The following is an 18,979-nucleotide window of genomic DNA, read 5'->3' as shown; positions in this document are numbered from 1 at the left end:
CTGGCGCGGGTTCCGATTTCCGCTAAGCCAGCCCCCGATGAAACGGCATTTTTATCTGGTCGCGGGCTGGGCGTCGTTGGGGCTTGGCGCGATCGGCGCATTCCTGCCCCTGCTGCCCACGGTGCCGTTCGTGATCCTTGCGGCCTTTTGCTTTGCGCGATCGTCGCCGCGGCTCGAGGCCTGGCTGCTGACGCATCCGCATTTCGGGCATCATATCGCCGCGTGGCGCGAGAAGGGAGCGATCAGCCGGAAGGGCAAGATCGCCGCGACCGTGGCCTTTGCGTTCAGTATCGTGCTGGCCGCGATCTTTTCGCCATGGCCGTGGGTGATGGTGCCGGTAATCGCCGCTGCCGTCACGGGCAGCTGGATCTGGACGCGGCCCGAGGGGTGAATTTGCTTCGTTCCCTAGAAGGACGCCCAGGCCGCGCCGGGCAAATCGCTGGACCGTTTTCGTCGGCTCGCCTAAGGACAACGCGACCCGATGCACGCCTACGCTAATCCCACGCGCTTTCTTGCGATTGCCAAGCCGCTAACGCCGTGGCTGCTGGGCGTTGGGCTGGTGCTCGTTCTCGCGGGCGGCTGGGCCGGACTGGCGGTCGTGCCGGGCGACTACAAGCAGGGCGAAACCGCGCGCATCCTTTACGTCCATGTTCCTTCGGCGTGGCTCGGCATGGGTGGCTGGACATCGCTAGCGATCGCCGGGCTGATCCAGCTTGTGTGGCGGCATCCGCTGTCGGGCATCGCGGCGCGTGCGATCGCGGTGCCGGGGATGCTGTTCTGCGCCTTGTGCCTTGCCACCGGATCGATCTGGGGGCGTCCGACCTGGGGGACCTGGTGGGAATGGGACGGGCGGATGACGTCGATGCTCGTCCTGCTGTTCCTCTATGCCGGCTTTATCGCGCTGACGAGCGGCGATGACGGACAGCGCCAGGGCGGCTCGCTGTCGCGCGGCGCGGCGATTTATGCGCTGGTCGGCGCGATCAACATCCCTATCATCAACCGCAGTGTGGTGTGGTGGAACAGCCTGCACCAAGGGCCGAGCATCACGCTGGGCGGATCGAGCATCGACGGGGCTTTGCTGTGGCCGCTGGGCTTGACCGTGTTCGGCTTTTCTTTGCTATTCGGTGCGATCGTGCTGATGCGGATGCGGCGGATCATTGCCGACAATCGCGTTGCGGCGCGGCTCAGGCGGCTTGCGGACGACGAGGGGATTTGACGCGTGACGGGGGTGATCAGCGGGGGCGGACAATGGGCATTTGTCGCCGCGGCCTATGGGCTGACCGTCGTGCTGACCGGCGCGGTGCTGTGGGCGAGCTGGCGCGCGATGAAAAAGGCCGAGAAGCGCAGCGACGCGCTACGGAAGGATCGTAAGTGAAGCCCAAGCATCAACGGCTGATATTGGCGCTCGTCGCGCTGTGCGGCGTCGCGGGTGCGGGCGTGCTCGCGGCGAGCGCGCTGCGCGATGAGGCCGCCTATTTTCGCACGCCGGTCGAGATTGAGGGCGGTAAGGCGGCGGTCGATGAGCCGATGCGGCTGGGCGGCGTGGTGGCCAAGGGCAGCATCGAGCGCCAATCCGATGGGCTGACGATCCGGTTCGTCGCGACCGACGGCAAGGCGTCGGTACCGGTCGAGTATAAGGGCATCGTCCCCGACCTGTTCGGTGAGGAGAGCGGCATGGTCGCCGACGGCCGGATGCGCGCCGACGGGACATTCGTCGCCGACCGCATCCTCGCCAAGCATGACGAGCGCTATATGCCGCCGCAGATGGGCGAGATGCCGAAGAATATGAAGGCGCCGGCAGCGACATGATCGCCGAACTCGGTCTCGCGCTGCTGTGGATCGCGGCTGCGCTCGCGTGCCTGTCGCTCGTCGCGGGCACCTTGTTCCTGCGTGGCGGCTCGAGGGATTTGGCGGCGCTTGTGCGGCCGGCGAGCGTTGCGCAGGGCGTGTTGACCGCGGTGGCGTTCGGGCTGCTGATCGCGCTGTTCGTGCGGTCCGACATGTCGGTCGAGTTGGTCGCGCGCAACAGCAACAGCCTGAAGCCGATGATCTTCAAGATCGCGGGGACGTGGGGCAATCACGAAGGGTCGATGCTGCTCTGGCTGATGATCCTGTCGCTGTCGGGCGGATTGATCGCGATTTTCGAGAAAAGGCTGCGCGAGGATACGCTGGTCGCAACGCTTGCGGCGCAAGCGGCGCTCAGCCTCGGTTTCTTTGCCTTCCTGTTGTTCTCGTCGAACCCGTTCAAGCGGTTGCCGGTGGCGCCGCCCGACGGGCAGGGGCTCAACCCACTCCTGCAGGACATCGGGCTCGCCTTCCATCCGCCGACGCTTTACGTCGGCTATGTCGGGCTGTCGGTGGCCTTCAGCTTTGCCGTCGGCGCGCTGATCACGCGCGAGATCGGTCCGGCCTTTGCCCGCGCGATGCGGCCGTGGGTGCTCGGTAGCTGGATTTTCCTGACGCTCGGCATCACGGCGGGCAGTTATTGGGCCTATTATGAATTGGGCTGGGGCGGCTGGTGGTTCTGGGACCCGGTCGAGAATGTGTCGCTCGTGCCGTGGCTCGCGGGCGCGGCCTTGCTCCATTCGGTTGCTGTGACCGCGACGCGCAACGCGCTGCGCGCGTGGACGGTGATGCTAGCGGTGATCGGTTTCTCGATGTCGATGGTCGGCACCTTCATCGTCCGGTCGGGGCTGCTGACGAGCGTGCACAGCTTTGCCGTCGATCCCGAGCGCGGGACCTTCCTGCTCGCGCTGATGGCGATCTATATCGGCGGGGCGCTGACCCTGTTCGCGCTGCGCGCCGGGAGCGTGGCCGAGGGCAAGAAATTCGCGCTGCTGAGCCGCGAAGGCTCGCTCGTCATCAACAATTTGCTGCTGACGACGATTCTCGCGCTGGTCCTGCTCGGGACCCTCTATCCGATCGTAGCCGAGGCGATGGGCGAAAAGATATCGGTCGGGCCGCCCTATTATAACAAGGTCGCGGGGCCGCTCGCGCTGATCCTGTGCCTTGTGATGGTCGCCGGGCCGCTGCTGAGTTGGCGCAAGGATGACGGGAAGCGGTTGTGGTCGCGGCTGCCGCTGGCGATCTTTGCCGGGGCGGTGGTGTTGTTCGGTCTGGTCCTTTTCGGCGGCAAGGTCGGGATATTGCCTTTGCTCGGGATGACCGTCGCGGGCGTCGTCGCGGTGGCGAGCCTCGCGCCCTTGTGGGGCCGTAACCTGCGCCGCACGCCGCTGCCGACATGGGGCATGATGGTTGCGCATTTCGGCGTCGCGGTGTGCCTTGCCGGCATGGGCGCGGAAAGCGCCTTCATCAAGGAGCGGCTGGTTGCCGCCGCACCGGGCGAGGTGATCAAGATCGGCGATTTCGCGGTGAAGTTCGTCGGCGTGAGGCCGGTTGCGGGGCCGAACTATACCGCGATCGAAGGCACGCTGGTTGCGACGACATCGTCGGGCGGCAGCTTTACCATGCGGCCGGAAGCGCGCACCTTTCCCGGCCTTATGGGCGCGGCGCCGGTCGAAACCAACGAGGCGGCGCTGCTGACGCGGCCCGGCGGGCAGCTCTATGCCGTGCTGGGGCAGCCGGTCGCGAACGACGATGGCAGCGCCGGCCGTTATCAGATCCGGCTGTGGTGGAAGCCGCTGGTGTGGTGGATATGGCTCGGCGGGGCGCTGATTGCGATCGGTGCGGCGCTGTCGCTGCTCGGCCGCGCGCAATTGCTGAACATCTGGCGCGCGCGTCGCGCCCGCAAGTCCGGGGAGCGTTTCGCGCCATGAAGAACCGCTGGGTCCTTTTCGTACCACTGGCGATCATGGGATTGCTGTTCGGCGCCTTTGTCTATCGGCTGGTGACGCCCGCCGAGACGCTGATCCAGTCGCAGTGGATCAACAAGCCGATGCCTTTGTTCGACCTGCCGCCGGCGACCGGCGGCGTCGAGGGGTTGAAGAGCAGCCAGCTCGCCGACGGGCGGCCGCGGCTGGTCAATGTCTTTGCGAGCTGGTGCATCCCGTGCCGCGCCGAGGCGCCGCAGCTCGAGGCCCTGAAGGCGGCGGGCGTGCCGATCGACGGCATCGCGATCCGCGACCGGCCCGACGATGTCGCGATGTTCCTGCGCGAATATGGCAATCCGTTCGACCGCATCGGGTCGGACATGCAGAGCAGCGTGCAGATCGCGCTGGGGTCGTCGGGCGTGCCCGAAACCTTCCTGATCGACGGCAAGGGGATTATCCGCGAGCAGATCCAAGGGGTTATCCTGGCCGATCAAGTGCCCGAGATCGTCGCGAAGCTCGAGGCGATGAAATGAGCTTGCGGCTGATCCTTCTCTGCCTGCTCGGCGCGCTGGCTCTACCGCTGGCCGCACAGGACCGGCTGCCGCCGGCGCCCTATGCCTATCAACAGCTCAAGGACCCGGCGCAGGAAGCGCGGGCGAAGGCGTTGATGGAGGAGCTTCGCTGCCTCGTCTGTCAGGGGCAGTCGATTGCGGATAGCGATGCGCCGCTCGCGGGCGATATGCGGCACGAGGTACGCAGCAAGATCGCGGCGGGCGAGAGTCCCGCCGAAATCAAGACGTGGCTCGTCGCGCGTTACGGCAATTGGGTCAGCTATGATCCGCCGTTCGATGGCGCCACGGCGCTGCTTTGGCTCGGGCCCTTGCTCTTTCTTGCGCTCGGCGGCTGGCTGGCCTTTGGCCGTTTCCGCCGCGGTGCGGGCGACGACGAGGAGGCCGCATGATCTGGCTGTGGGTCCTTCTCGCCGCGCTGCTGACGATCGGTGGCATCTTCTGGCTCGGCAAGCTGCCCGCCGCGGCGCGGCCGCTGGCGGGGGCGGCGGTGATGCTGGGGCTCGCGGGCTATGCGTTGCAGGGCCATCCGTCGCTGCCCGGCAAGCCTGTCGCCGCGATCGAGGAACCCGAGAATTTCGGCAAGGCGCTGACCGACCAGCGGCAAGGCATGTCCGAACGCTTCGGCGCCGCGGCGCAATGGCTCGGCATGTCCGATGGTTTCGCGCGCACCGGCAAGACCGAGCTCGCGGCGAAGACGCTGGAAAAAGGGCTGGAGCGATATCCCGACAATGTCGACCTGTGGGTCGGGCTTGGCAATGCGCTGGCGCAGCATGGCGGCGGGGCGATGTCGCCCGCAGCGGCGCTGGCGTTCGACGAGGCGGCGAAGCGCGATCCGTCGCATCCCGCGCCGCCTTTCTTTGCCGGGCTAGCGATGGCGCAGGGCGGAGACCTCAAAGGCGCCGAGGCGGTATGGAGCCAGCTGCTGGCACGTAGCCCCGCCGATGCACCGTGGCGCCCCGATCTGGAAATGCGGTTGGCGCGATTACGTGACGCGCTTGGGCTGCCCGCCGAAACATCGGCCGACGTGCCGCCCGCGGACGTCCCAAATTGAAACCTATTACAAAGGCGCGGGCTCGTCTAAAGGCCCGCAATGACTGCTGAGTCGCAACAGGCGGCGGGCGGTGCGCCAAGCGCCGCGACTGCCGCCGCCGAAACGGCCCATTACGGGCACGGACATCATAGCGATGGCAGGCTGAAGCTTGCCGTCGGCGCGATCGGCGTCGTGTTCGGCGACATCGGCACCAGCCCGCTTTACGCGTTTCGTGAGACTTTTGCCGGGCACCACCGGATCGAGGCGGATCCGCTGCATATCTACGGCGTGCTGAGCCTCGTCTTCTGGTCGATGATGCTCGTCGTCACGTTCAAATATGTGCTGACGATCATGAAGGCCGACAACAAGGGCGAGGGGGGCAGCCTCGCGCTGCTCGCACTGATCAGCCGGTCGTCGGGCGAGAAGCGTTGGACATGGCCGATTATCCTGCTCGGCGTGTTCGCGACCGCGCTTTTCTACGGCGACAGCATGATCACCCCGGCGATGTCGGTCCTCTCGGCGACCGAGGGGCTCGAATATGTGAACAAGGGGTTCGAGCCCTATATTGTACCGATCGCGCTCGCGATCCTGATCGGGCTGTTTGCGATCCAGGCGCGCGGGACGGCAAAGGTCGGGATGCTCTTCGGGCCGATCATGCTCGCCTATTTCACCATGCTCGCGATCCTCGGCCTGATCCATATCGTCGGCAATCCGGGGATCATATTCGAGACGCTGAACCCGCTGAACGCTCTGCGATTCTTCTATCTCGACGGTTTTACCGCCTTCATCGCACTCGGCGCGGTCGTGCTTGCTGTGACCGGTGCCGAGGCGCTTTATGCCGATATGGGGCATTTCGGACGCGGGCCGATTGGTCTTTCGTGGCTCGTCTTTGTGCTGCCCGCGCTGATGCTCAATTATATGGGGCAGGGCGCGATGGTGCTTGCGGGCGAGGTCGCGCCGACGGAGCAGCTGATCCAGGATCCGTTTTTCCAGATGATGCCCGAAGCGTGGCAGATTCCGGTAGTGCTGCTCGCGCTGGCCGCGACGATCATCGCGAGCCAGGCGGTGATTTCGGGCGCCTTCTCGCTGACACAGCAGGCGATCCAGCTCGGCTTCATGCCGCGCCTGCGCGTCGAGCATACGAGCGCGTCGGCGGCGGGGCAGATCTATATCCCGATGGTCAATTGGGGGCTGATGGTGATGGTCATCATCCTCGTCCTCTTCTTCGGATCGTCGAGCAACCTTGCCGCCGCCTATGGCATTGCAGTGACGGGGGCGATGTTCATCGATACCTGCCTGCTCAGCGTGGTGCTGTTCACGCTGTGGAAATGGCCGGCGTGGAAGGCGCTGCCGATCCTTGCGGTCTTTTTCATCGTCGATATTGCCTATTTCGGTGCAAATTTGATCAAGGTGCCCGACGGCGGCTGGGTGCCGCTGGCGATCGGTCTCACCATCTTCACCTTGCTCACAACCTGGTCGCGCGGGCGCAAGCTGATGCAGCAGGAAATGGCCGAAGGCGCGATGCCGATCCCGGTGTTCGTCAAATCGGCGGCAAACAGCGCGACGCGCGTCCCCGGGACGGCGGTGTTCATGACGTCGAGCAGCGACGGCGTGCCGCACGCGCTGCTCCACAACCTCAAGCACAACAAGGTGCTGCACGCGCGGATTATCCTATTGACCATCAAGATCGCCGACGTACCGTTCGTGCCCGAGGAGAAATTCTGCCTGCTCGAGGATCTGGGGCAGGGCTTCCACCGGCTGGTGCTCAACTATGGCTTCATGCAGCCGATCGACGTGCCCGAGGCGCTGACCCGCGTGACAAGCTGCGGCGGCGAGTTCAAGATGCTGGAAACGAGTTTTTTCTTGTCGCGGCAGACGCTGATCGCGGCGAGCAAGCCGGGCATGCCGATATGGCGCGAAAAGCTGTTCGCATGGATGCTCCGCAATTCGGAAAGTGCGATGGAATATTTCCGCCTGCCGACCAACCGCGTCGTCGAGCTGGGCAGCCAGGTCGCGATTTGACGCGGCGGCGGAGGTTAACTTTGCGACATGTTGCAATAAGCGTTTGAACATCGGGGCGGGTCTTGCGATGCAGGGGGGACCCAATAAAGGCCGCGCAACTATGGATGTCGGCAATCGCGACGCTTTGATCCTGCCGGTTCCGCCGGAACCCTTTGCCCTGATCGTCGGGGCGGCGGCGATTAAGGGCGGTTCGAGCGAGGCGGTCGAAGGGTCGCTGCGCCGCATGGGGTTGAAGCCCGAGCGGATTGATGGGAGCGACGTCGCGGCGCGGATCGCCGCCCCGCGTTTTCGCCTGACGTTCGGCTCGGTTTCGGTTCTGGCCGGCCCTGCGGCCGATGCCGCGCTGGATCTCGCCGATCCCGACCATCCGTCGACCAGCCTGCTCGCCGCCAGCCTGCCGCGGCAATGGCGCGAGAGCGGCGCGTGCTGGGTGTTTATCCCCGAGCGCGATCCTGAACAGGATGGGGTGTCGGCATCATCGACCGAGCAGCCGACGCGGATGCGCGAATTTTTCAAGATGATGGTGCTGTTGATCGACCTGTTCAATGCCAGCCATATTTTCTGGTCGCCCGCGCGGCTGTGGTCGGATGCGCCGCAGTTTCGCGCGTCGATTGCTGAAATGCTGTCGAGCGGGATGCCGCCGGTGCTTCACCTTGTCGCGTTCCGGCGCAAGGACGTCGGCGACGGAGCAAGCATCGGCACCCGTGGGCTCGCGCTCTTCGCCGGGCAGGAATTGGAGGCACGCATACCGGGCGGCTGGACGGTCGCCGAGATGGTTCGCCGGCTTTCGAGGCTGGCGCTCGACATGATGCTCAACGGTCCGGTTCAATATGCGCGTACGATGCGTGGCCTGGAGGCGGGCGAGTGGATCGAGATCCTTCCGCCGCTGCGCAATACGGGCCAGAGATCGACCGTCGTCGTCGAGTTCGGCCGCGATAGCTGATGCCGGGACGCGGTTGGCAAGGTGCACCAGCGCCGCAAACCGGGTTCCAGCGCCATCACCTCATTCCCATCGCGCTGCTGCGTCGCCCGCAAATGGCGGCGATGTTCGATCAACTGCGTGGCGAAGGATTCGCGCTCGCGCATTTCGGGCGCAATGGTTTGATGCTTCCCGCCTGCGAACCCGTCGCGCTGCGGTCCGGCCACGCGCTGCACCGCGGGCCGCATCATGGCTATAGCGACGTCCTCGCGGCGCGGGTCGAGGCGATCGGGGCGCATTTCGCGCTCCACGCTGCAGCCGATCTGCGAGCGGCACGGCGCACCGCGGTGATGCGGCTGCGCTTGTTGCAGGACACGACACGCCGCGCGCTGACCGATCGGCACGGTGCGGGATTCTGGCTTAATCGGCGCGACCCGATGCGGTTGTTCGTTGATCGCCCTTATCTCGACGAGGCGATCGACCGGTTGTTCGCTACAGCCTGACCTTGGCCTCGAGTTCGCGGCGCGCGGCGAGATATTGCGCTTCGAGTTCGGCGACATATTCGGCGACCGGGCGCACGGCAGTGACCGGACCGATGCCCTGGCCCGAGCCCCAGATATCCTTCCACGCCTTGGCCTTGGTATTGCCGCCCGATCCGAAATTCATCGTCTTGAGATCGCCCTCGGGCAGGTTGTCGGGGTCCATGCCCGCCGAGACGATCGACTGGCGGAGATAGTTGCCGTGGACGCCGGTGAAGAGGTTCGAATAGACGATGTCGGCCGCGCGCCCTTCGACGATGCCGTTCTTGTAGCTCTCATCGGCATTGGCTTCGGCGGTCGCGATGAAGGCGCTGCCTATATAGGCGAGGTCGGCGCCGCACGCCTGCGCCGCGAGGATCGAGCGGCCGTGGCCGATCGCGCCCGACAGCGCGACGGGGCCGTCGAACCACTCGCGGATTTCCTGCACCAGCGCAAAAGGCGACTGGCGGCCGGCGTGGCCGCCAGCGCCCGCAGCAACGGGGATCAGGCCGTCGGCGCCCTTTTCGACCGCCTTGCGTGCGAAACGGTCGTCGATGACGTCGTGCAGCGTGATGCCGCCCCAACTATGCACCGCCTGATTGAGCTCCTCGCGCGCGCCGAGCGAGGTGATGGTGATCGGCACTTTCCACTTGGCGCAGGTCGCGATGTCCTGTTCGAGCCGGTCGTTCGATTTATGGACGATCTGGTTGACCGCATAGGGCGCCGAGAGGCGGTCGGGATTGTCGCGATCCCACGCGGCGAGTTCCTCGGTGATCTGGTGGAGCCATTCGTCGAGCAGCGACTGCGGACGCGCATTCAGCGCCGGAAAGCTGCCGACCACGCCGGCCTTGCACTGGGCGATAACAAGCTCTGGACCCGACACGATGAACAGCGGCGAGCCGATCACGGGCAGGCGCAGGCGGTCGAAAATCGGGGGAAGGGCCATGAATCACTCTCCGGTAGCAGTTTGAAACTGACCTTAACGTAAACGGAAAGCTGTGCAAGCGGCGATGAGCCGCTTGATGCCGTGCAACGCAAAAAGGGCGGCCTTCGGGCCGCCCCTTGAGCAAATGGGGCCGGTCAGGTCGAGCGCGGCCGGCGGCTGGCCTTCACGGCCAGATAGCCGAGGCCGACCATGGCGATCAGCAACGCGCCCTGCGCCGCCGCGAAGGGCGGTTCGGTGCCGTTGGGGGCGAGCGCGTTGAGCGCGGGCACCTTCAGGAAGGACTGGACGACGAGCACGAACAGGTTGAGCCAGAGCGCCATCGTCGCGGTAACCGCATAGACCGGTGCGGCGCGGCCGGCGAGCTTGCGGGCGTACCAGGCCCAGAAAGCGACCGCGAGCACCAGCGTCGAGACGATCCCGGTGCCGAGCGCGGGGGTGAAGGCGACGATCGGAAAGAGGAAGCCCGTGAGGCTGGTGAGGAGCGTGAACCAGAGGAAGATGACGTTCGTGCGGGACAGGAGGCGGCCGCGAGCGAAGGCGGGGAGGGCGATGAGGCCGGCGATAATGCCGACGAAGCTGATCAGCACGTGAAGCGTGGTGAATTGCGGGATGGTCAAACCGAGGATCATGGCACGTCTCCTTTCGGAAAAGAGGAGGCGCGGTCGGGGGCCCGCGCCTCTTCCTTATCAGTTGTTGATGAAGTCGAGAAGATCGGCGTTGAAGCGGTCCTGCTCGGTGACGGTGAGGCCGTGGCTGCCGCCCTTGTAGACCTTGAGCACCGCCTGCTTGACGATCTTGACCGTCGAGAGCGCCGCGGCGCCGATCGGCACGATCTGGTCGTCGTCGCCGTGGAGGACGAGCGTCGGCTTGTCGAACTTCTTCAAATCTTCGTTGAAGTCGCTTTCCGAGAAGGCGCGGATGCTGTCGAGCAGGCCCTTGAGACCACCGTTCATGCCCTGCCGCACAAATTCATCGCGCACCGCTTCCGAAACCGCCGCGCCGTCGCGGTTATAGCCGTAGAAGGGGAGGGTCAGATCCTTGAAGAACTGCGGGCGGTTGTCGAAGGTGCCCTTGCGGATGCCGTCGAAGACGTCGATCGGCAGGCCGTCGGGGTTGGCTTCGGTCTTGAGCATCAGCGGGGGGACCGCGCCGATCAGCGCGACCTTGGCGACGCGGCTCGTGCCATGGCGGCCGATATAGCGGGTAACTTCGCCGCCGCCGGTCGAGTGGCCGACGAGGATGACGTCCTTGAGATCGAGCTGTTCGATCAGCTCGGCGAGGTCGTCGGCATACTGGTCCATATTGTTATTGTCCCAGACCTGATCCGAGCGGCCGTGGCTGCGGCGGTCATGGGCGATGGTGCGGAAGCCCTGGTTGGCAAAGAAGACCATCTGGGCGTCCCACGCGTCGGCGCTGAGCGGCCAGCCGTGCGAGAAGACGATCGGCTGGGCGTCCTTCGGGCCCCAATCCTTGAAGAAGATGTTGGTTCCGTCCCTGGTGGTGATGGTGGTCATGATATGGTTCCTTTCGGCTTGAAGGGCGGGGTCGCCGTCCCGGTGATTGGGAAATAGGCCGCGACGATCTTGCGCGGGATTGGCGGACCCGACATTATGCGGGCCGATTCCGACATATGCGCAATCGGGGGGAGGCGAGATGCCCAAGTTGAAGGTGCCGGACGCTCCGCCCGCATTGGTCGAGGTCGGGATGATGCTGTACCCCGACTGCCAGACCGGGATGGTCCATGGCATCACCGACCTGTTCCATGTCGCCGGCCGTTTCGCGGTCGATCATGGGCGCCGCCCGATCCGCGTCAGCCATTGGCGGCTGCAGGAGGGCGGGGGATTTGCCCGCTGTTACGACAGTCATGCCGAGGAACGCGCCGCCAATTCGCCCGCGGTGCTGATCGCGCCGGGCAGCCTCCATAAGTTGCTCGAGCCGGGCGAGGTCGAGCCCTATGCGCGCTGGCTGCTCGACCGGCACGCGCAGGGCACCGTGCTCGCGTCGAATTGCGGCGGCGCGTTCGCGCTGGCGGCGACGGGATTGCTAGCGGGGCGGCCGGCGACGACGCACTGGTTCTTTGCCGAGGAGTTCCGGAGCCGCTTTCCCGACGTGCGGATGGAGGCCGACCGGATGGTGGTCGATGACGGCGATATCGTCACCGCGGGCGGGCTGATGGCGTGGACCGACCTCGGGCTGCGGATCGTCGAGCGGTTGCTGGGACCGACGGTGATGATGGAGACCGCGCGCTTCCTGCTGATCGATCCGTCGGGGCGCGAGCAGAAAAATTATGCGAGCTTTGCGCCGAGGCTCAACCATGGCGACGAGGCGATATTGAAGGTCCAGCACTGGCTGCAAGCCAAGGGCGCGGGGCCGGTGGCGGTGCCCGAGATGGCGGGCGAGGCGGGGATGGAAGAGCGGACCTTCCAACGGCGCTTCAAGGCGGCGACGGGGATGACGCCGGTCGAATATGTCCAGCATATCCGCGTCGGTAAGGCGCGCGAGCTGCTGGAGTTTACGAAGCGGACGGTCGACCAGATTGCGTGGAGTGTCGGATATGAGGATGCGGCAGCGTTCCGCAAATTGTTCCACCGGCTGATCGGGCTGTCGCCGCACGAATATCGCCAGCGTTTCTCGACGCCGCAGTCGCTGGCGGAGGTCGCCTGAAGTTTTTTTCGTGGCTCGTGTCGATTCGGTGAACGCTCGTTCGTCGTGTTGGCAGGAGCCGCTGTTGGCCCGATCGAAAAGGAGATGAACGATGCGTGTAATGGTCTTTGTCAAAGCGACCGAGGATAGCGAAAAGGGCCTGCCGCCGACCGAGGACATGACCGCGATGTTCGAGGCGATGGGCAAGTTCAACGAGGAACTGGTCAACGCCGGCGTGATGGTCGACGGCGACGGGCTCAAGCCCTCGTCGTTCGGCAAGCGGATCGCGTTCGATGGCGCGAGCCGGTCGGTGATCGACGGACCCTTTGCCGAAACGCGCGAACTGGTCGCGGGCTATTGGGTGTGGGAGGTCAAGGACATGGACGAGGCGGTCGCGTGGGCGAAGCGCTGTCCGAACCCGATGCCGGGGCCGAGCGAACTCGAAATCCGGCCCTTCTATGAAATGGAAGACTTTGGCGAGGCGTTGACCCCCGAACTTGCCGAGCAGGAACAGAAGCTGCGCGAGCGACTGAGCGGCGAATAAGCGATGTCCACTGCCATGCTTGCCTCCCCGGTTCCCTTGCCCGAGAAGGCAGGCATGGCGAAGGACGAAACCCATCGGGCGATCGAAGCGGTGTTCCGGATCGAGCGCGCGCGGCTGATCGCCGCGCTCGCCCGGATGACGCGCGATGTCGACCGGGCCGAGGAACTGGCGCAGGAGGCACTACTGATCGCGCTCACCGAATGGCCGAAGACGGGCGTGCCCGATAATCCGGGTGCCTGGCTGACCGCGGCGGCGAAAAGGCGCGTGATCGACGGGGTGCGGCACCATGCGATGCGGGAGCGGAAACATGCCGAAATCGCGCGCGAACTGGACGAGGAGCGCGACATGAGCGCGGAGGCCGTCGAGGCAGCGCTCGACGATCTGCTGGGCGACGAACTGCTCGGGCTGATCTTTGCCGCCTGCCATCCGGTGATTTCGCCCGAGGCGCGCGCGGCGCTGACGCTGCGGCTGGTCGGCGGACTAACGGTCGAGGAGATTGCGCGGGCGTTCCTGTCGAACGAGGCGGCGATCGCGGCGCGGATCACGCGGGCGAAGAAGGCGATCGCCAAGGCGGGCGTGGCTTTCGAAGTACCGCGCGGGGCGGAGCTTCAGGCGCGGCTGGGGTCGGTGCTCGAGGTCGTCTATCTCATCTTCAACGAAGGCTATGCCGCGACCGCGGGGCCGTCGCTCGTCCGCCCGCCGCTGTGCGCCGAGGCGCAGCGGCTGGGGCGCATTCTGGCGGGGTTGATGCCCGAACAGCCCGAGGTGCTGGGGCTGCTCGCGCTGATGGAAATCCAGGCGTCGCGGCTGGCGGCGCGGGCCGGGCCCGACGGGCGGTTCGTGCCATTGACCGAGCAGAATCGCGCGCGATGGGACCAATTGTTGATCCGCCGCGGGCTGAATGCACTCGATCGCGCCGGGGCGCTGGGCGGGGCCGATGGGCCTTATGCGTTGCAAGCGGCGCTGGCTGCATGCCATGCGCGGGCGCGGTCGGCGGATGACACCGACTGGCAGCGTATCGCCGCGCTCTACGACCGGCTGGGTCAGGTGATGCCGTCGCCGGTGGTCGAGCTCAATCGCGCGGTGGCGTACAGCATGGCCTTCGGTCCAGAGGCCGGATTGCAGTTGATCGACGAGATTGCCGAGGCCGCTGCGCTCCGCAACTATGCGCCGCTGCCTGCTGCTCGTGGGGATCTCTTGCTGCGAGCGGGGCGACGGGGCGAAGCGAAGGTGGAGTTTGAAGCCGCGGCTGTGTTGTCGAGCAACGAGCGTGAGCGCGACTTCCTGCTGGCGCGCGCCGCGGCGTGCGCCGAATGACGACAGTCGCGGTCGAGAGCATCGGCGTTGAAGCGCAGCCCCTCGTCATCCTCGACGATTTCGCACCCGATCCCGATGGCTTGCGGCGTTTTGCAACGGAAGCCGATTTCGCGCCGGCGCTCAATCATTATCCCGGCGTTCGAGCCGATCTCCCGCCGTCCTATCTCGCGACCCAGCTACCGGTCATTGCAGCAGCTGCGGCTGCCGCGTTTGGGCGGACCGGGCCGATCAGGGTCGTCGATGCGAGCTTTTCGATTGTCTCGACCCCGGCGGGCGAACTCACGATCCCGCAGCGCCTTCCGCATATCGACGCCTTCACCGAGGATCGCATCGCGCTCGTCCATTACCTGTCGCCCAAGGGAGGCGACGGCACCGCCTTCTTCCGCCACCGCGCGACGGGGTTCGAGACGATCGACGAGCGGCGGCGCGACCTCTTCTTTCGCCACCTCGACACCGAACTGCGTCATGGGGGGGCGCCGCCGCCCGGCTATTTGCTGGGCGATACGCCATTGTTCGAATGCATTGCCACCAAGTCCGCGCGCTACAATCGCGCGCTGCTCTATCGCAGCTGGAATCTTCACAGCGGGGCGATTTCACCGGACAATGCGCTATCCGCAAGCGCCGGCGACGGGCGGCTGACGGTGACCGGCTTCTTCTCCATAGGTTGAAGCGCGCCCGCCGCGATTTCGGCACGGCTGTACGACGGTTTTGGATCGCTGTTCCGGAACGGGACAACGGTCCGTCGCACTTCGGTGTAAGAGGGGCGACGAACAGCCTATGGGCGCCCGCGCCTTGCCATTGAAAACCGGACGATAACTGTGCTCTTCTCGACCCGCATTCTGTTCCCCGTCGCGATCGTAGCGACCGCATTGACGCTACCCGCTTTTGCTCAGAGCAAGACGATCACGGGCGTCGACGCGCTGCGCGAGTGGAATCTCGTCGTGCTCGGCAACCTCGAATCCGCTTCCGAAGTCGAGGGGCGGACCTTCGTCGGGGGCAATCTTGTTGGCAATTCGTCGAACTACGGCATCCGCGTTACGACCTCACCGAACGGCCAGCCGGGCCTGACCGTTGTCGGAAACGTGACCGGGAGCCACAAGAATCTCAACAATGGCTCGGGTGCGGTCGTCGGCGGCAACGTGACCAGCGGTTTTAACCTCAATGGCCCGAACCAGACTGTGAAGGTCGGCGGGACGATCAGCAACACCAACGTCAATCAGAATACCGTCATTTCCAACCTCGACAGGAGCAATCCCGCATTCGGGCTGGCGCTGCAACAGCAGAAAACCGATCTGAAGAGCAGCATGGGCAGCCTGTCGTTCGAGATGGGCACGCTCAAATCGAACAGCCAGCTGACGGTGCAGGGCAATCGCGGCACCTTTACCGCGCAGCCGAATGCTCAGGGGCTGGCGGTGTTCAACATTACCGCGGCGAACCTCGACAAGATCGGCGAGATCCAGTTTAACCTGAACGGCGCCGACACCGCGATCGTCAATGTCAGCGGCCGGTCGATCAACCTCAACGACAATTTCCTGGGCGGCACGAACAACCTTGGCGAGCGGGTGATCTGGAATTTCCCCGAGGCCGAGACGCTGAAGCTGAGCACTGCATGGGGCGGATCGGTGCTCGCGCCGCTCGCCGATGCCGAGACGCGTAATTATATTCAGGGGTCGGCGGTGTTCGGCAATCTCAAGCAGAATGGCGAGATGCATATCGGGACGTTCAAGGGCGGCTATACGACGTCGCCGCCCGGTGGCGGATCGAGCGGCGGCGACAGTTCGACCGGCGGTGGCGCGACGCCGATACCCGAGCCGGGGATGGTCGGGCTGTTCGGGCTGGGCGTCGGCGGGTTGATCCTGTGGCGGCGTCGCCGGGCAAAGTCGGGCGACGCCGCCTGACGATCAGGTTTCGAGCGGCTTCACCGTCCGCGGGCGTCGGTCGGGGCCGACCGCGACGAAGATGAAGACCGCCTGCGTGACCTTGTTATCCTCGTCGGCATGACGGTCGCGCGCCCAGGCTTCGACCTCGACGTGCATCGAGGTGCGGCCGACCTTGACGAGCCGACCGAATACCGACACCTCGTCGCCGACAAAGACGGGGCGGTGGAAGGACATGCCTTCCACCGAGATCGTCACCGCGCGGCCGCGTGCGTGGCGTGAGGCCACGGACGATGCCGCGAGGTCCATCTGCGCCATCAGCCAGCCGCCGAAGATGTCGCCATAGACATTGGCGTTCACGGGCATGGCGGTGACGCGGACGGCGGGTTGGCCGTCGGGCATGATCGCGTCAGTTTGCATCATAGGCTTCCTTGATGCGGGCTTTGGTCCGCATCGCCTGGGCTGCGGCGACCATCGCGACGAGTGCCGGGCGCACCTCATCCCATTTGCGCGTCTTGAGCCCGCAATCGGGGTTCACCCAGATCTGCTGCGGCGAGACATGCTGGCCGGCGAGGGTGAGAAGGTCGGTCATCTCGCGCTCGGCCGGGATGCGGGGGCTGTGGATGTCGTAGACGCCGGGGCCGACCTCGTTCGGATAGGCATAGCTGGCGAAGGCGTCGAGCAGCTCCATCTGCGAGCGCGCGGTCTCGATCGAAATAACGTCGGCGTCCATCGCGCCGATCGCGCGGATGATGTCGTTGAACTCCGAATAGCACATATGGGTGTGGATCTGCGTGTCGTCGCGGACGCCCGATGATGCGATGCGGAAGCTTTCGACCGCCCAGTCCAGATAATGCTGCCATTCGCTGCGGCGGAGCGGCAGGCCTTCGCGCAGCGCGGCTTCGTCGATCTGGATGATCGCGGCGCCGGCGGCTTCGAGATCGTGCACCTCGTCGCGGATCGCGAGCGCGATCTGGCGGCAGCTTGCCTCGCGCGGCTGGTCGTCGCGAACGAAGGACCAGTTGAGGATGGTGACGGGACCGGTGAGCATGCCCTTCATCGGGCGGTCGGTCTGGTCCTGCGCATAACGCCACCAGTCGACGGTCATCGGCGCGGGGCGCGAGACGTCGCCATAGAGGATCGGCGGGCGGACGCAGCGCGAGCCGTAGCTTTGCACCCAGCCGGCGCGAGTGAAGGCGAAGCCGGCGAGTTGCTCGCCGAAATATTGCACCATGTCGTTGCGTTCGAATTCGCCGTGGACGAGGATGTCGAGGCCGATTTCCTCCTGCCATTTGACCGCGGCGCGCGTTTCGACGCGCAGATACTGGTCATAGGCGACATCGTCGATTTCGCCCTTGATATGCGCGGCGCGGGCTTTGCGGACCTCGGGAGTCTGCGGGAAGCTGCCGATCGTCGTGGTGGGATAAGCGGGGAGGGCGAGGCGCTGTTGCTGGACGTCGCGGCGCACGGCGAAGGGCGAGGTGCGGTGGGTCGCGCTTTCGTCGAGGGCGGCGAGGCGCTGGGCGACTGCCGGGTTGTGGATTTTCGGTGAGGTCTGGCGCGCGACCGCGGCGATGCGCGAGGCCGAGAAGGCGGCGAAGCTGGCATCCTCGCCCTCATTGAGCGCCTTGGCGAGCGCGGCGAGTTCCTCGATCTTTTGCACCGCGAAGCTTAGCCACTGGGCGATTTCGGGATCGAGGCCGGTTTCGAGTGTCAGGTCGACCGGGACGTGGAGGAGCGAACAGGACGGGGCGAGGATGAGGTCGCGTTTGCCGGCGAGTTCCTTGAGACGCCAATAGAGGTCGGGGAGGTTGGCGCGCCAGATGTTGCGGCCGTCGATCACGCCGAGCGATAGGAGAACGTGTGGCTGGAGCTTGGCGAGCGCGGGCTCGAGCTGGTCGGGCGCGCGGACGAGGTCGAGGTGGAGGCCGTGGACGGGGAGGTCAGCGACGAGGTCGAGGTTGTCGCCGAGGCCGCCGAAGTAGGTGGTGAGCATCAGCTTGGGCCCGCGAGTCGCGAGGCGGGCGTAGGCGCGCTCGAAGGTGGTGCGTTGCTCGGCGCTGAGATCGAGGACGAGGCACGGCTCGTCGATCTGGACCCATTCCGCGCCGGCCTTGGCGAGGCGGGCGAGAATTTCGGCGTAGGTGTCGAGGAGCTGCGGCAGGAGCGCGAGCGGTTCGACCGCCTTGCCCTTGGCGAGCATCAGATAGGAGACGGGGCCGAGGAGGACGGGGCGGGTTGAATAACCGAGCGCCTTGGCTTCCTCAAATTCGTCGAAAATCTTGGTCGAGGCGATACGGAAGGTCTGGCCCGCGGTGAGTTCGGGGACCATAAAATGATAGTTGGTATCGAACCATTTGGTCATTTCCTGCGCTGTTGTGTCGTGGCTGTGGCCGCAGGCGGCGGGGCCCTGCGCGCCGCGCGCCATGGCGAAATAGAGGTCGGGATCGACCGTCTCGCCGCTCCAGTCGTAGCGGGGCGGGACGGCGCCGATCAGCGCGCTGGTGTCGAGGACATGGTCGTAGAGCGAGAAGTCGTTCGAGGGCAGGATGTCGGCGCCGAGCGCTTTCTGGCGCGCCCAGTTGGCGACGCGGAGGCCCGCTGCGGCGGACTGGAGTTCGGCGAGGGTCGACTTGCCCGCCCAATAGCTTTCGAGCGCGAATTTGAGTTCGCGGCGGAGGCCGATGCGGGGGAAGCCGAGGGTGGCGACGCTGACAGTCATTTTCAAACACCTTGCAAGGGGCAAGGCGCCGGGCAGACGAGCAGGCACGAGTCCGCGCCCGTGAAGCAAGGTCGGGCGCAGCCATGCATGCGGCCTGAC

At 65.6% G+C, this 18,979-nt stretch carries 20 protein-coding genes and 1 pseudogene; 16 read left to right on the top strand and 5 right to left on the bottom strand.

Going from position 1 to position 18,979, the window contains the following annotated elements:
• The first annotated feature begins 37 nt into the window (after positions 1 to 37).
• The 11 genes from GGC65_RS05390 (at position 38) to GGC65_RS05340 (ending at position 8,816) form a co-directional block, all read left to right on the top strand.
• Positions 38 to 391 (top strand): YbaN family protein, encoded by a 354-nt coding sequence (locus tag GGC65_RS05390; RefSeq protein ID WP_192646224.1) that lies wholly within the window; start codon positions 38 to 40, stop codon positions 389 to 391.
• Positions 392 to 481: 90 nt separating this feature from the next.
• Positions 482 to 1,216 (top strand): heme ABC transporter permease CcmC, encoded by a 735-nt coding sequence (ccmC, locus tag GGC65_RS05385; protein WP_192646223.1) that lies wholly within the window; start codon positions 482 to 484, stop codon positions 1,214 to 1,216.
• A 3-nt stretch (positions 1,217 to 1,219) separates the two neighbouring features.
• Positions 1,220 to 1,375, top strand: coding sequence for a heme exporter protein CcmD (locus GGC65_RS05380; protein WP_156419576.1), 156 nt, complete (start codon positions 1,220 to 1,222; stop codon positions 1,373 to 1,375).
• On the top strand, positions 1,372 to 1,809 hold the full coding sequence (gene ccmE / locus GGC65_RS05375; RefSeq protein WP_192646222.1) for a cytochrome c maturation protein CcmE: 438 nt from the start codon (positions 1,372 to 1,374) through the stop codon (positions 1,807 to 1,809). Before GGC65_RS05380 ends, ccmE begins: the two co-directional genes overlap by 4 nt.
• Positions 1,806 to 3,776 (top strand): heme lyase CcmF/NrfE family subunit, encoded by a 1,971-nt coding sequence (locus GGC65_RS05370; protein WP_192646221.1) that lies wholly within the window; start codon positions 1,806 to 1,808, stop codon positions 3,774 to 3,776. The genes ccmE and GGC65_RS05370 overlap by 4 nt, the downstream gene beginning before the upstream one ends.
• Entirely contained in the window at positions 3,773 to 4,303 is a 531-nt protein-coding gene (locus GGC65_RS05365; protein WP_192646220.1) for a DsbE family thiol:disulfide interchange protein, read from the top strand. The genes GGC65_RS05370 and GGC65_RS05365 overlap by 4 nt, the downstream gene beginning before the upstream one ends.
• The gene (locus GGC65_RS05360) at positions 4,300 to 4,731 is read left to right on the top strand and encodes a cytochrome c-type biogenesis protein (RefSeq protein ID WP_192646219.1); all 432 of its coding nucleotides are present in this window, start codon (positions 4,300 to 4,302) and stop codon (positions 4,729 to 4,731) included. Before GGC65_RS05365 ends, GGC65_RS05360 begins: the two co-directional genes overlap by 4 nt.
• A complete protein-coding gene (locus GGC65_RS05355) occupies positions 4,728 to 5,393 on the top strand; it encodes a tetratricopeptide repeat protein (protein WP_192646218.1) in 666 nt (221 codons plus the stop codon). Before GGC65_RS05360 ends, GGC65_RS05355 begins: the two co-directional genes overlap by 4 nt.
• 39 nt (positions 5,394 to 5,432) lie before the next feature.
• A complete protein-coding gene (locus GGC65_RS05350; RefSeq protein WP_192646217.1) occupies positions 5,433 to 7,394 on the top strand; it encodes a potassium transporter Kup in 1,962 nt (653 codons plus the stop codon).
• A 100-nt stretch (positions 7,395 to 7,494) separates the two neighbouring features.
• Positions 7,495 to 8,337, top strand: a complete 843-nt coding sequence (locus tag GGC65_RS05345; protein ID WP_192646216.1) for a hypothetical protein — start codon at positions 7,495 to 7,497, stop codon at positions 8,335 to 8,337.
• The gene (locus GGC65_RS05340; protein ID WP_192646215.1) at positions 8,337 to 8,816 is read left to right on the top strand and encodes an AHH domain-containing protein; all 480 of its coding nucleotides are present in this window, start codon (positions 8,337 to 8,339) and stop codon (positions 8,814 to 8,816) included. The genes GGC65_RS05345 and GGC65_RS05340 overlap by 1 nt, the downstream gene beginning before the upstream one ends.
• On the opposite strand, the gene GGC65_RS05335 is transcribed toward GGC65_RS05340, so the two are convergent.
• The 3 genes from GGC65_RS05335 to GGC65_RS05325 form a co-directional block, all read right to left on the bottom strand.
• The gene (locus tag GGC65_RS05335) at positions 8,806 to 9,777 is read right to left on the bottom strand and encodes an NAD(P)H-dependent flavin oxidoreductase (protein WP_192646214.1); all 972 of its coding nucleotides are present in this window, start codon (positions 9,775 to 9,777) and stop codon (positions 8,806 to 8,808) included. The two genes, GGC65_RS05340 and GGC65_RS05335, sit on opposite strands and share 11 nt — an antisense overlap.
• A 134-nt stretch (positions 9,778 to 9,911) precedes the next feature.
• Positions 9,912 to 10,406, bottom strand: a complete 495-nt coding sequence (locus GGC65_RS05330; RefSeq protein ID WP_192646213.1) for a hypothetical protein — start codon at positions 10,404 to 10,406, stop codon at positions 9,912 to 9,914.
• Positions 10,407 to 10,463: 57 nt separating this feature from the next.
• Complete coding sequence (locus GGC65_RS05325) at positions 10,464 to 11,291, bottom strand: alpha/beta fold hydrolase (protein WP_192646212.1); 828 nt, start codon at positions 11,289 to 11,291, stop codon at positions 10,464 to 10,466.
• A gap of 139 nt (positions 11,292 to 11,430) precedes the next feature.
• Between GGC65_RS05325 and GGC65_RS05320 the strand changes: the two genes are divergently transcribed.
• The 5 genes and pseudogenes from GGC65_RS05320 to GGC65_RS05300 all read left to right on the top strand — a co-directional run bounded on the left by GGC65_RS05320 (position 11,431) and on the right by GGC65_RS05300 (position 16,179).
• Positions 11,431 to 12,441 carry a GlxA family transcriptional regulator gene (locus GGC65_RS05320; RefSeq protein WP_192646211.1) on the top strand — a complete coding sequence of 337 codons (1,011 nt, stop codon included), beginning with the start codon at positions 11,431 to 11,433 and terminating at the stop codon, positions 12,439 to 12,441.
• Between the two features lie 91 nt (positions 12,442 to 12,532).
• Positions 12,533 to 12,883 (top strand): annotated as a pseudogene (locus GGC65_RS05315) (YciI family protein); the annotation flags it as partial.
• Between the two features lie 135 nt (positions 12,884 to 13,018).
• On the top strand, positions 13,019 to 14,281 hold the full coding sequence (locus GGC65_RS05310; RefSeq protein ID WP_192646209.1) for an RNA polymerase sigma factor: 1,263 nt from the start codon (positions 13,019 to 13,021) through the stop codon (positions 14,279 to 14,281).
• On the top strand, positions 14,278 to 14,949 hold the full coding sequence (locus GGC65_RS05305; RefSeq protein WP_192646208.1) for a DUF6445 family protein: 672 nt from the start codon (positions 14,278 to 14,280) through the stop codon (positions 14,947 to 14,949). Before GGC65_RS05310 ends, GGC65_RS05305 begins: the two co-directional genes overlap by 4 nt.
• 150 nt (positions 14,950 to 15,099) lie before the next feature.
• Positions 15,100 to 16,179 carry a choice-of-anchor A family protein gene (locus GGC65_RS05300; protein ID WP_413052715.1) on the top strand — a complete coding sequence of 360 codons (1,080 nt, stop codon included), beginning with the start codon at positions 15,100 to 15,102 and terminating at the stop codon, positions 16,177 to 16,179.
• Positions 16,180 to 16,182: 3 nt separating this feature from the next.
• Here the strand turns inward: GGC65_RS05300 and GGC65_RS05295 are convergent, their stop codons facing one another.
• Entirely contained in the window at positions 16,183 to 16,581 is a 399-nt protein-coding gene (locus GGC65_RS05295; protein ID WP_192646207.1) for an acyl-CoA thioesterase, read from the bottom strand.
• Positions 16,568 to 18,880: a 5-methyltetrahydropteroyltriglutamate--homocysteine S-methyltransferase gene (gene metE / locus GGC65_RS05290; RefSeq protein WP_192646206.1), complete on the bottom strand. Its 2,313-nt coding sequence runs from the start codon at positions 18,878 to 18,880 to the stop codon at positions 16,568 to 16,570. The genes GGC65_RS05295 and metE overlap by 14 nt, the downstream gene beginning before the upstream one ends.
• Positions 18,881 to 18,979: the final 99 nt, after the last annotated feature.

The sequence above is a fragment of the Sphingopyxis sp. OAS728 genome, from assembly GCF_014873485.1.
Lineage (GTDB): Bacteria > Pseudomonadota > Alphaproteobacteria > Sphingomonadales > Sphingomonadaceae > Sphingopyxis.
This window is presented reverse-complemented; position numbering and strand designations above follow the sequence as displayed.